Annotated in this window: 13 protein-coding genes; 9 read left to right on the top strand and 4 right to left on the bottom strand. The window is 43.9% G+C overall.

The window, feature by feature from the left end; translation table 11 throughout:
- Positions 1–24: 24 nt before the first annotated feature.
- A complete protein-coding gene (locus ACTHQF_RS16495) occupies positions 25–1,971 on the top strand; it encodes an amino acid permease (protein ID WP_440431930.1) in 1,947 nt (648 codons plus the stop codon).
- Between the two features lie 112 nt (positions 1,972–2,083).
- Here the strand turns inward: ACTHQF_RS16495 and ACTHQF_RS16490 are convergent, their stop codons facing one another.
- From ACTHQF_RS16490 to ACTHQF_RS16475, 4 genes are all read right to left on the bottom strand, one after another.
- Positions 2,084–2,245 (bottom strand): type II toxin-antitoxin system VapC family toxin, encoded by a 162-nt coding sequence (locus ACTHQF_RS16490; RefSeq protein WP_440432032.1) that lies wholly within the window; start codon positions 2,243–2,245, stop codon positions 2,084–2,086.
- A 47-nt stretch (positions 2,246–2,292) separates the two neighbouring features.
- Positions 2,293–2,448 carry a PIN domain-containing protein gene (locus ACTHQF_RS16485; protein WP_440431928.1) on the bottom strand — a complete coding sequence of 52 codons (156 nt, stop codon included), beginning with the start codon at positions 2,446–2,448 and terminating at the stop codon, positions 2,293–2,295.
- Entirely contained in the window at positions 2,442–2,657 is a 216-nt protein-coding gene (locus ACTHQF_RS16480; RefSeq protein ID WP_440431926.1) for a hypothetical protein, read from the bottom strand. Before ACTHQF_RS16480 ends, ACTHQF_RS16485 begins: the two co-directional genes overlap by 7 nt.
- A 471-nt stretch (positions 2,658–3,128) precedes the next feature.
- A complete protein-coding gene (locus tag ACTHQF_RS16475) occupies positions 3,129–5,081 on the bottom strand; it encodes a KUP/HAK/KT family potassium transporter (protein WP_440431924.1) in 1,953 nt (650 codons plus the stop codon).
- Positions 5,082–5,226: 145 nt separating this feature from the next.
- Between ACTHQF_RS16475 and ACTHQF_RS16470 the strand changes: the two genes are divergently transcribed.
- The 8 genes from ACTHQF_RS16470 to ACTHQF_RS16435 are packed head-to-tail and all read left to right on the top strand — an operon-like array spanning position 5,227 to position 11,679.
- Positions 5,227–5,736, top strand: a complete 510-nt coding sequence (locus ACTHQF_RS16470) for a T9SS type A sorting domain-containing protein (protein ID WP_440431922.1) — start codon at positions 5,227–5,229, stop codon at positions 5,734–5,736.
- Positions 5,737–5,763: 27 nt separating this feature from the next.
- On the top strand, positions 5,764–6,375 hold the full coding sequence (locus ACTHQF_RS16465; RefSeq protein WP_440431920.1) for a fumarylacetoacetate hydrolase family protein: 612 nt from the start codon (positions 5,764–5,766) through the stop codon (positions 6,373–6,375).
- Positions 6,376–6,380: 5 nt separating this feature from the next.
- Positions 6,381–8,096, top strand: coding sequence for a M23 family metallopeptidase (locus ACTHQF_RS16460; RefSeq protein WP_440431916.1), 1,716 nt, complete (start codon positions 6,381–6,383; stop codon positions 8,094–8,096).
- 5 nt (positions 8,097–8,101) lie between these two features.
- Positions 8,102–8,566, top strand: coding sequence for a thioredoxin-dependent thiol peroxidase (gene bcp, locus ACTHQF_RS16455; RefSeq protein WP_440431914.1), 465 nt, complete (start codon positions 8,102–8,104; stop codon positions 8,564–8,566).
- Between the two features lie 54 nt (positions 8,567–8,620).
- Positions 8,621–9,466: a transketolase gene (locus tag ACTHQF_RS16450; RefSeq protein WP_440431912.1), complete on the top strand. Its 846-nt coding sequence runs from the start codon at positions 8,621–8,623 to the stop codon at positions 9,464–9,466.
- Between the two features lie 10 nt (positions 9,467–9,476).
- Positions 9,477–10,433 (top strand): transketolase family protein, encoded by a 957-nt coding sequence (locus ACTHQF_RS16445; protein WP_440431911.1) that lies wholly within the window; start codon positions 9,477–9,479, stop codon positions 10,431–10,433.
- Positions 10,434–10,436: 3 nt separating this feature from the next.
- Positions 10,437–10,997: an RNA polymerase sigma factor gene (locus ACTHQF_RS16440; RefSeq protein ID WP_440431909.1), complete on the top strand. Its 561-nt coding sequence runs from the start codon at positions 10,437–10,439 to the stop codon at positions 10,995–10,997.
- Between the two features lie 34 nt (positions 10,998–11,031).
- Positions 11,032–11,679 (top strand): hypothetical protein, encoded by a 648-nt coding sequence (locus ACTHQF_RS16435; RefSeq protein ID WP_440431907.1) that lies wholly within the window; start codon positions 11,032–11,034, stop codon positions 11,677–11,679.
- Positions 11,680–11,701: the final 22 nt, after the last annotated feature.

Raw genomic sequence — 11,701 nt, 5'->3', positions numbered from 1 at the left:
TCCATAACACACGGAAACTGATATATGCTTGAGAAACTCCTCAGAAAGAAATCCATTACTAAAATCTTAGAAGATGCAGATAAGGGCTATGGCGAACATGGCACCTCGCTGCACAAAACCCTTGGCGTCAGAGACCTTACTGCTTTTGGTATTGCCGCCATCATCGGGGCCGGGATTTTTAGTACCATCGGAAAAGCCAGTGCTGACGGCGGTCCGGCGGTGATCTTTCTTTTTATTTTTACCGCATTAGCTTGTAGTTTCGCTGCATTTGCCTATGCTGAATTCGCCTCCATGGTGCCCGTTTCCGGAAGTGCCTATACCTACTCCTATGTTGCTTTTGGAGAGCTTGTGGCCTGGATCATCGGCTGGTCGCTGATCATGGAATATGCCATCGGAAACATTACCGTTGCCATTTCCTGGTCCGACTACTTCACGGGACTGCTCTCCTCCATACAGATACCGGCTTTAAACATCCAGGGCATACACCTGCCGGATTGGATGACCATGGACTACCTGACGGCATTGAACGCACATGAACATGCAGAGGCGCTGGTAGCAGCAGGTAAGGACTACTCTAACCTGGACGACGCAACCAGGATTGCAAACAACGCCTGGATTACAGCGCCAAAGATCGGCGACTTCCATGTGGTTGCAGATATCCCCGCACTAGGCATCATCATCTTTATTACCTGGCTTGTTTACCGTGGTATGAAAGAATCCAGAAATGCGAGCAATGCGATGGTGGTGATTAAACTTGCTGTGATCCTGTTGGTGCTTTCTGTTGGTGTTTTCTATGTCGACGTGAGTAACTGGGATCCTTTTGCGCCAAACGGCGTTAGTGGAATTTTAAAAGGTGTTTCGGCGGTATTCTTTGCCTATATCGGCTTCGATGCCATCTCTACCACCGCTGAAGAGTGTAAAAACCCGCAGCGTGACCTTCCACGTGGAATGATGTGGGCCATCATCATCTGTACCCTTCTATATGTTGCCATTGCACTGGTACTAACCGGTATCGTTAACTATAGTCTGCTGGCCGTGGGTGATCCCCTAGCTTTTGTATTCGATCAGATCGATCTGAAGCTGATGAGTGGTATTATCGCTGTTAGTGCGGTGTTCGCCATGGCAAGCGTGCTGCTGGTGTTCCAAATGGGACAGCCAAGAATTTGGATGAGTATGAGCCGTGATGGCCTGTTGCCAAAGGCGTTTTCCAGGATCCACCCTAAATACCAAACGCCATCTTTTTCAACCGTGGTTGTTGGTTTCGTAGTGGCGGTACCTTCCCTATTTATGAACCTGACCATTGTTACTGATCTTTGCTCCATTGGTACACTATTCGCCTTCGTTTTGGTATGTGCAGGGGTATTGGTGTTGCAGGACCGCACAGACATTCAGCGCAAGTTTAAAATCCCTTATGTAAACAGTAAATACATTATTCCACCGGCGTTTATCGCTGCGCTTGTGCTTGGTTTCAGCATGTTCAAGGCAGAATCTACGGCTTTCATCACCAACCAACCGCAGCTGTACAGTCCCGTTGGCTTCGTTACTTCTCTAAATGCTGACGAGCTTAAAGCCGTTCAGGAGCAGATTAAACTGGATGAACAAAAAGCAAACCTGATTGAAAAGAACGTTGATACAGAAGCTTATTTAAACCGCCTGACCGAGGCACAATACAAGGACTTTGTAGATCGTGCGCATGTAGATCAGGAGAAGAAATATGAATACGGCTGGAGCTTGTTTAAGCACAAGATTCCAATGTGGATCTTCTTTTTCATATGCTGTGCCATCACCTACTACTGCATCAAAAAGAACCTTTCTTTGATCCCGGTACTTGGACTGATGTGCTGCTTATACATGATGTGTGAGCTGGGCATTTCAAACTGGATCGGTTTCGGAATCTGGCTGATTGTTGGACTGGTTGTTTACTTCTGCTACGGCTATAGACATAGTAAATTGAATAACGAGGTTATTTGATAGTAGATTCTTAATATTTACCTACACTCTGATTTAACGTATACCACCAGGTAGGAATGCTGTATTAAACCCGGCTGTACAAAATTGGGTAAATGGTGCTATAGCAAAGGGATTAATACAGCATTTTCAATCCATCAATACGCTCGAAGTGTTTTTTATTGAAGGTGATAATTGGAAGTTCATGAACTAAACAGGTAGCTGCGATGAATATGTCTCTGAACTCGATCATTTGATTGCTTAATCGAAGCTTATGATAAAGCTCGGCGGCTTTTATAGCTATAGCATTCGTAAACGGAAGTACAGTTAGATTTTCAGTTATTGTTAAAACATCCTGTTTGTAGCAGCTCCCATATAAAGCTCATAGACTGTAATAGCAGAGACGTAAATGGCGGTGCTTTCTGCTATCTTAAATAAAGTAGTTGAAAGCTTGTCTTTAGCACGAAGGTGTTCAATGAAAATCCCAGTGTCTGCTACCATTGCTGAGGCTTTAACCTTTCAAATGCTATTTTACTTTCTTCAAAAACCTTAAGATCGTCTTCAGACCAAACAGTAACATCCGCTAACTTCTTTCTAAAATCTCCGGTATTAGCTTGTTTCTTCGCCTTTATAACCACTCCTAGCGCTTCAAGAATCTGTTTTACCAGCGCGCTCTTTGATTCTGGGATTTCGATCGTTAACCTTTCCATATTCCAATTTACAAATTCTGAAGACAATAATCATGCAAAGTTGTTTCATGATCACTAACATCGTTTGCGGTTGTTCTTGATATCTCCCATTCCTCCATTCACTATCATTTTTTGTATTTAATCAATTCAGAATTGACAGCTAAACATGTATAGCTATATTAGGATAGGACAAGGATAGGACAAACCCAGATCAAACCCAGATCAAACCCACATCAAACCCACATCAAGCGCACATCAAACGCACATCAAACGCACACGACGTGTGTGTTTCATGTGCGTTTGATGTGTTTATGTGCTCAGGTTTATGTGTCTTATTTTCAACTCTATACTTCCCCTATCTGGGCGTACACTAAGATTAACTCTGTCCGTTCTTCAATCCAAGCTATCTGCAGAACCGGCTCTACTTATTGCATAAAAAAGCCGCTACCAATTTTACAGGAAGCGGCTTTGAAGCTATTTCTAAAAACCAACTTAAGCTGGAAGCCTGGTAAGTTCAATATCGTCTGTGGAAACGAAGATTAATGGCACTTTCTCCACATCAACATAACTGGAGTCCAGACCGAAACTTCGCTCCTCAGAAAGACTCAGACGTTTCAGTAAGAAGTAGTAAGTCATTATGCTACGCTCATAAAGATTTAAGGTTGTAAACCTGGAAAGGTGCTTCTCCAACAGGATAAACCTGAAATCCCCAGCAATCCGGTGTTTCTTCAAGGAAGCATACTGACTGGTGATGTCGACCTCACCATTGGCCACCAGGTCTTCCACCACTTTCCGGAACAGGATGTTGATGCGCTGTTCTACCCGGAAGCCAAGTTTAAAGTCGATCCGGATCAGTTTCCCCGGGATCAGGAACTCGACCTTGTATTCCCGTGTAAAAGGTTCATCTACCACATCCACGTGAACCAGCCAGTAGATATCCGCGCGCTTTGGTTCCTTTTGCAATATGGAATAAATGATCTTGGATTCGATTTCTGTTTTGAAGTTTGCGCTGGTTAGGTAGACCAATTGAGAGGAATGTTTCGCAATGGTAGTGTCCTCGCTCAGCTCGCTGATCAGCTCGAAATAGTCATCGATACCGACATATTTAACAAATCTGTTTTTGATCTTTCTGGCAACGTACCAGCCCCACATGACGCTAAACAAGGCTGCGCCAATGAGCAGCGTTACAAATCCACCATGAAGGAATTTCGTCATGTTACCTACCAAAAAGGATAGTTCAAGCGCACCGTAGATCGCCAGGAAGATCACAATGATGTACAAAGGCACTTTCTTGGCCTTCATGTAATAAGCGATCAGAATGGTGGTGGCAAGGAAGGTCAGGTTGATGGCAAGTCCGTATGCCCCTTCCATATTGATCGACTTCTTAAACAATAATACCACGGCAATACAGCCAGCGCACAACAGCCAGTTGATCGATGGCACGTAGATTTGCCCCTTGTGATTGCTTGGATAAGAGATCAGCACCTTAGGCCAGAGGTTCAAACGTACCGCTTCAGAAATCAGGGTAAAGGATCCGGTGATCATCGCCTGGCTGGCAATAATGGCGGCTAAAGTTGCCAATGCAACCATGAAGAGCAAGTACTGCGGAGGCACAATTTCGTAAAACGGATTGATGTTGGCGTTGTAATCGGGGTGTTTTAATAACCATACCCCCTGTCCCAGGTAGTTGATGATCAGTGTAATTTTAACAAATACCCAGCTAACCCGTATGTTATCCTTACCGCAGTGTCCAAGATCTGAATACAAGGCTTCAGCTCCCGTGGTACATAGAAACACACCGCCAAGGATGACCAGCGCCATAGGATTGGTAGCCAGTAAATGTCCCGCATAATAAGGGTTAAGTGCTTTCAGGATACTAAAATCCTGCACCACATATAACATTCCCAGTACACCGAGCGTGGTGAACCAAAGCAGCATTATGGGCCCGAACATCTTACCAACCAGGCTGGTACCATATTGCTGTATAATGAACAAACCTGTGATGATGGCAATGACGATTGGGATCACCTGAACGGCAGGAAACTTGAACTGCAGTCCTTCGATCGCCGTAGTGACGGTAATACTAGGCGTAATGATCCCATCCGCAAGCAAAGCACAGCCGCCAAGAATGGCCGGAACAACCAACCACTTTGCTTTTTTACGCACTAAAGAGTAGAGCGAAAGGATACCACCCTCCCCTTTGTTATCTGCGCGCAGGGTGATGGCGACGTATTTAATGGTTGTTTGTAAGGTCAGCGTCCATATAATACAGGATAGAGCGCCAAGCACAATCATTGGTGTAATTGGTTGCCCTGCGTCACTGACGGTATTAAAGATGGCTCTTAAGGTGTATAATGGAGATGTTCCGATATCTCCGTAAACGATTCCCAGACTGATGAGTAGACCGGCTCCGGAGAGCTTTTGAATATTCGTTGTACTTGACACTGAAAAAAATTGAAGTAAAAATCGTGTTCAAAAATGCACTTAATTAAGGAAAGAAATGTGGTTATGTTAATTTTTGTTAAATCTCAACTTTGTAAACATTTCCGGGATGTTTATTGTTTATTTATTTATACTTTTGGCGCTATCGATGAGAAAAAACCTGACTAAATCTAAGCTGCTTCAATTCTTCTGCATATTATGCATTGGTATTTTATGCAACAGTAGTGTTTTTGCTCAGCGGTCGGACAGTTTGAACTATTTCAGCAGATCTAAAAAGGCGCCAAAGCCGACAACCATCAAGCCAAACTTACCTTCGTATCGTCCGCTTTTTGATGGTTTTACTTTTCTTCCCAACAATAACCCTTTAGCAAGTAAAGGTGCTACGAAAAGCGAAAAGAACTTAACCTTCATTAAAGTTTCACCAAGCACTATTGACGATCAGATTACCGTGGTCTATAAGCTGGAGCGTGAAAGCAATATTTCCATCAAGATCATGGACCTTTTAGGTAATGAGGTGACTACGCTCGCTACTGAGCGCTCAGGCAGCGGTGAGCAGACCAAAACTTTTTCTATTGCCAACCGTTTAAGCAGCGGAATCTATTTCGTTCGGATCGTTGCTGGTGCAGAAACTTCAGTAAAACGCATCTCCGTTTTATAATTCTGCTAATCTTTTTTACTTTCGGTTATGAAAATCATTGCAATTGGGCGCAACTATGCTGCGCATGCTCAAGAATTAAACAATCCTATACCAAGCTCGCCGGTAATATTTCTTAAACCTGATACTGCACTCTTAAAGGACAATCGTCCATTCTACATTCCGGATTTTTCATCAGATATCCATTACGAACTGGAAGTCGTTTTGAAGATCTGTAAGGAAGGCAAGCACATTCAGGAGAAGTTCGCTTCAAACTATTACGAAGAAGTTGGCTTAGGCATTGATTTTACGGCACGTGATATTCAAAGTATTCACAAAGAAAATGGCCTGCCTTGGGAACTCGCTAAAGCTTTCGACAATTCCGCAGCGGTTAGTAACTTCATTCCCAAATCCTCGGTTACGAACATGTACGAGCTTCCGTTTGAACTTAAGATCAACCAGGAAAGCAGGCAGAACGGCAACACTAAGAACATGCTGTACTCCTTCGAAAAGATTATTGCTTTTGTATCGCAATATATTACCCTTAAAAAAGGCGATATGATCTTTACTGGTACACCGGAAGGTGTGGGTCAGGTTCATCCTGGAGACAGACTTGAAGCCTGGTTAGAAGGGCAACAATTATTGAATTTTGAAATTAAATAAGCTTGATGCGTAGATCATTCCTGTTCCTTATCCTATTTTTTGCAGTTATCCCGGCTTCTAAAAGCCAACTTTTAATCAGCAACAACAAATATCCTTTGGTCGACTTCCGGCCACCATTAAACATCAGTCCTCCTGCTTTGTCGGGTTCATTTGGAGAGCTAAGGGCTAATCACTTCCATTCGGGTATTGATTTAAGGACCAATCAGCAGGAAGGTTATCCGGTTTATGCCATTGCAGATGGCTATGTGGCAAGGATCAGGATTCAAAGTAGTGGATTTGGAAACGCATTGTATATCAATCATCCAAATGGATATACCTCGGTTTACGGCCATTTGCAGCGATACAATGCTAAACTTTCTGGGAAGGCAAAAGCAATCCAATACGAAAAGAAATCCTTTGATATCGATGAATTTCCTGCAGCGGATCTTATCCCGGTGTATAAGGGTGAGATCATCGCCTACTCCGGGAACACTGGCAGTTCTGGGGGGCCGCACCTGCATTTCGAGATCCGCGATACCAAAACAGAGGCAACCATCAATCCACAGCTCTTTGGCATTGAAGTGCCCGACCGGGTTAAACCCGTGATATCCGGCTTATACGCCTATCGTTTGGATAACCAACCATTCAGCGAATTTACGCCGAAGATCCCTATCCCTCTGGTGGGTAGCGGTGGCGCTTACCGGGTGAACAATACCGTAAGTTTAAGTGGTGAAATTGGCTTCGGTATCGTTACTACGGATAGACACACCGGGATGTCCGGCACAAACGGCGTTTACTCCATCACACTTGAAGTGGATGGCAGACCGGTATTTACCTCGGCATTAGAGCGCTTCTCCTTTGAGAACAGTAAAGGCATCAACAGTCATATCGATTATCCTACGTTCCTGAATACGCGGAGAAGCATTCAGAAGAGCTTCGTGGATCCGGGAAATCCATTGCAGATCTATAGCAACCTGGAAAACCGCGGCCGCATCAGTTTCAATGACGGCCTATTGCACGATCTAAAATATACCGTTACCGATGTTAAAGGTAATACCAGCACCATCAGTTTCAAGGTACAAGCAGCAGAGAACCCCGTGGTAGCTACAGTTCGCCCATTGAAAGGCATACTGTTCCCGTATAACCAGGTAAATGAATTCAAAACAGACAGTGTGTTTGTGCAGATCCAGCGTGGCAATCTGTACAACGACCTGGATTTTGTTTATAAAGCAGGCAATCAACTTGCGCCCCGTGGATACTCTGTGATCCATCACATACAAAATCGCTTAACACCTTTACATACTGGCTTTGACCTTTGGATTAAGCCAACCGCTTACTTGGGCGGCCTGGAAGAAAAGGCATTAATTGTGAGTACAACGGGTGCATCGCAAGGCGGCAGATATGAAGATGGTTTTGTGAAGGCAAAGCCACGTAACTTCGGAAGCTTCTACATCGCTGTAGATACCATTGCACCAACCATCACACCGCTGAACATTACCGATGGTAAGAGTATGCGTGGCATTGGTAAGATGAATTTCAAGATCCGGGATAACCTCTCCGGCATCAAAAGCTTCAACGGATATATTGATGATAACTGGGTGCTGATGGAGTTTGATGCGAAAACCGCGACGTTGTCACACACGTTTGATGGTAGTCTATCAAATGGGAAACATAACTTAATGCTCATTGTTGTAGATATGAAAGATAATTCAAAAACATTGGCGCTATCATTTTATAAATAAAAGATATGACAGAACTATCGGCAGGCATGCAGGCACCTGCAATCAATTCCAAAGACCAGGATGGCAATCCCATCAGCTTAGATCAGTTTCGTGGCAAAACTGTGGTACTCTATTTTTACCCGAAGGATGATACCCCAGGCTGTACGGCAGAAGCTTGCGACTTCAGAGATAACTACCAGCAGTTACTTAGTAAGGACATTGCAGTTTTAGGGGTTAGTGTGGATGATGAAGAATCTCACAAGAAGTTCATCAGTAAACACAGCTTACCCTTTCCACTGATTTCCGATACGGATCACAAGATCGTAAATGACTATGGTGTTTGGGTTGAAAAGAACATGTATGGAAAGAAATACATGGGTATCAACCGTAGAACATTCATCATTGATGAACAAGGTGTAATTAAAACTGTAGTTAAAAAGGTAGACACTAAAAATGCTTCTGCGCAGGTGCTAGAACTACTTTCAGTTTAATAAAAAAATTAAGCCTTAAATAATACCTTTACAAATATTAACTATTCCAGCTAAATGAAACATACAATCAAAGAATTAGAAGATATTGCTTCTCAAGTCAGAAGGGATATCGTACGAATGGTGCATGGCTGTCAATCAGGTCACCCGGGAGGGTCACTTGGCTGTGCGGATTTCATGACTGCCTTGTATTTTGAAGTTATGAACCACAACACCGACTTCAATATGGATGGCATCGGAGAAGATTTATTCTTCTTGTCTAACGGGCACATCTCGCCAGTTTGGTACAGTGTACTTGCGAGATCAGGCTATTTCGATATCGCAGAACTGGCAACTTTCAGAAAGCTTAACGCTAGGTTACAAGGGCACCCGACAACGCATGAGCACCTTCCAGGTGTGAGAATTGCTTCCGGATCTCTGGGTCAGGGCTTCTCTGTTGCGATTGGCGCTGCCATGGCGAAGAAGTTGAATAAAGACAAATCTTTGGTATTTACGCTGCATGGTGATGGAGAGTTACAGGAAGGTCAGAACTGGGAAGCAATCATGTTTGCACCTTTCAACAAAGTTGACAACCTGATTTCTACAATCGATTATAATGGTCAGCAGATTGATGGCCCAACAGAAAAAGTATTATCCTTAGACAACCTTCAGGCGAAGTTTGAAGCGTTTGGCTGGCATGTAATTACTTCTGACGGTAACGATATGGATAATATCTGTAAGGCATTGCACTACGCAAAATCACTTACCGGAAAAGGAAGGCCAATTCTTAACCTGATGAGTACACAGATGGGTTATGGAGTTGACTACATGGTTGGCTCACATAAATGGCACGGCACTGCGCCAAATGATGCGCAGTTAGAAAGCGCTTTGGGTCAAATCTCTAGTTCATTATCCGACTATTAATCAGAATCACGTGAAAAAGTATACATATACAGAAAAAAAAGACACCAGATCTGGCTTTGGTGCCGGACTGCATGAAGCAGGAAAACGCAACGAGAACGTCGTAGCACTATGTGCCGACTTGAAGGGTTCATTGAAAATGGACGACTTCGCGAATGAATTTCCTGATCGCTACATTCAGGTTGGTATTGCAGAAGCAAACATGATCGGGATGGCAGCAGGTTTAACCATTGGCGGCAAAATCCCTTTCACCGGAACGTTTGCGAACTTCTCTACTGGCCGTGTTTATGACCAGATCAGACAGTCTGTTGCCTACTCGAACAAAAACGTAAAGATCTGTGCTTCTCACGCCGGTTTAACCTTGGGTGAAGATGGTGCAACACACCAGATTCTTGAAGATATTGGCTTGATGAAAATGCTGCCTGGCATGACCGTGATTAACCCTTGCGATTACAACCAGACGAAAGCGGCTACCTTAGCGATCCTTGAACATGAGGGCCCTGTTTACCTGCGTTTTGGTCGCCCTAGTGTGCCAATTTTCACGCCTGCGGATCAGGATTTCCAGATCGGTAAAGCCTGGATGGTTAATGAAGGTAAAGATGTAACCATCATTGCCACCGGCCACATGGTTTGGAAAGCAATTGAGGCTGGTGAGGAACTTGAAAAGCTTGGCATAGATGCGGAGATCATCAACATTCACACGATTAAACCGTTGGATGAGGAAGCAATCCTGAAATCTGTACAGAAAACCGGCTGTGTGGTTACTTGTGAAGAGCACAACAAGTTTGGTGGACTAGGTGAAAGCGTTGCCCGCTTACTTACTACACAGTTCCCTGCACCACAGGAATTCGTAGCCGTAAACGACAGTTTCGGTGAGAGTGGTACCCCGGATGAATTGATGACGAAGTACGGTTTAGATACTGTGAACATTGTTGAGGCTGTTCAAGCTGTCTTGAAACGTAAAAAATAATCTATGAAGCAGGTTGAAGACGCAGAAATTCTACAAAAGTTTTCAGATGAAAAAACCCGTCAGGAGGCCTTCGGCCTGCTTCTAAATAAATACCAGCAGAAAATATACTGGCATATCCGCCGTATGGTCATCAACCATGATGACACGGATGACCTTGTGCAAGACGTCTTTGTGAAGGTCTGGAAGAACCTGGGTAACTTCAGGAACGACTCACAGTTGTATACCTGGATCTATAGAATTGCAAGCAACGAATCCATTACCTTCCTGAACAAACAGAAGCGCCAGAACAATACCCCACTGGATGAGGTATCGCAGGAAGTCGTAGAACGATTGGTAGAACCCTCCTACTTCAATGGCACAGAAATTCAGCTGAAACTGCAGCGTGCCATTCTGACCTTACCAGAGAAACAAAGACTGATTTTTAATATGAAGTACTTCGATGAAATGAAGTATGAAGAGATTTCTGAAGTATTGGGTACCTCGGTAGGTGCGCTTAAGGCTTCATTTCACATTGCGGTGAAAAAAATCGAAGCTTTCATGCTAAATGAAGACATCAAGTTTTAAACCTTTTAGCAATAACATCATCTATATAAGCGTAATGGATAATAATTTAGAACATAATGATTGGAAAGATGAGGCACCACATCTCTCCCGTTTGCCTAAGGTAAATCCTTTTGCTGTTCCTGAGCAGTATTTCGAAGGCTTAAGTGACAAGATCCGCGCAGCGGTTTTTGTAGATGAACTGAAAGCTAAAGCCGGTTTTCCGGAATCCAAAGTTCCCGCAGGCTACTTCGAGCAGCTTCCTGAGGAGATCAATGCTAAAATCACCCTTGATGCGCTTCAATTGCCCAAAGATGCAGGCTATACTGTTCCTGAAGGCTACTTTGATCGGATCAATACCACGATCCTGCAGACTGTATCACAAGCAGCTACACCGGAAGTAAAGATTAGGAAACTATGGCCATCGAAGTTGACCAGATATGCCGCAGCCGCATGTTTGGCCCTAATCACCAGCTTCGCCGTTTACCTGAACCAGGACAGACTATTTAAACCTGCTGAAAAGGTAAGCAACACTGCCGCGCTGAATGAAGATCCGATGTTGTGGGATATCGAGGAGGACTTGATCATGGAGCAGATGGAAAGCGGAAGTTCCGGTATGATCACCAACACCTCTGCCACTTCCGCCGAACTCGAGGACTATATAATTAATCACTATTCGCAATTTGAGATTGCATCGAACCTATAAGCACTGACGATTTGGGCGATAA

It is taken from the genome of Pedobacter sp. SAFR-022 (genome assembly GCF_051965375.1).
Classification (GTDB): Bacteria; Bacteroidota; Bacteroidia; order Sphingobacteriales; family Sphingobacteriaceae; genus Pedobacter.
Note: the sequence above shows the minus strand (reverse complement) of the source record. Positions and strands in the feature narration are given on the sequence as shown.

Coding starts and splice junctions, on each gene's coding strand:
- ACTHQF_RS16440 (WP_440431909.1), top strand. CDS start 10,437: ATGAAGCAGGTTGAAGACGCAGAAATTCTACAAAAGTTTTCAGATGAA.
- ACTHQF_RS16460 (WP_440431916.1), top strand. CDS start 6,381: ATGCGTAGATCATTCCTGTTCCTTATCCTATTTTTTGCAGTTATCCCG.
- ACTHQF_RS16480 (WP_440431926.1), bottom strand. CDS start 2,657: ATGGAAAGGTTAACGATCGAAATCCCAGAATCAAAGAGCGCGCTGGTA.
- ACTHQF_RS16435 (WP_440431907.1), top strand. CDS start 11,032: ATGGATAATAATTTAGAACATAATGATTGGAAAGATGAGGCACCACAT.
- ACTHQF_RS16485 (WP_440431928.1), bottom strand. CDS start 2,448: ATGGTAGCAGACACTGGGATTTTCATTGAACACCTTCGTGCTAAAGAC.
- bcp (WP_440431914.1), top strand. CDS start 8,102: ATGACAGAACTATCGGCAGGCATGCAGGCACCTGCAATCAATTCCAAA.
- ACTHQF_RS16470 (WP_440431922.1), top strand. CDS start 5,227: ATGAGAAAAAACCTGACTAAATCTAAGCTGCTTCAATTCTTCTGCATA.
- ACTHQF_RS16495 (WP_440431930.1), top strand. CDS start 25: ATGCTTGAGAAACTCCTCAGAAAGAAATCCATTACTAAAATCTTAGAA.
- ACTHQF_RS16450 (WP_440431912.1), top strand. CDS start 8,621: ATGAAACATACAATCAAAGAATTAGAAGATATTGCTTCTCAAGTCAGA.
- ACTHQF_RS16465 (WP_440431920.1), top strand. CDS start 5,764: ATGAAAATCATTGCAATTGGGCGCAACTATGCTGCGCATGCTCAAGAA.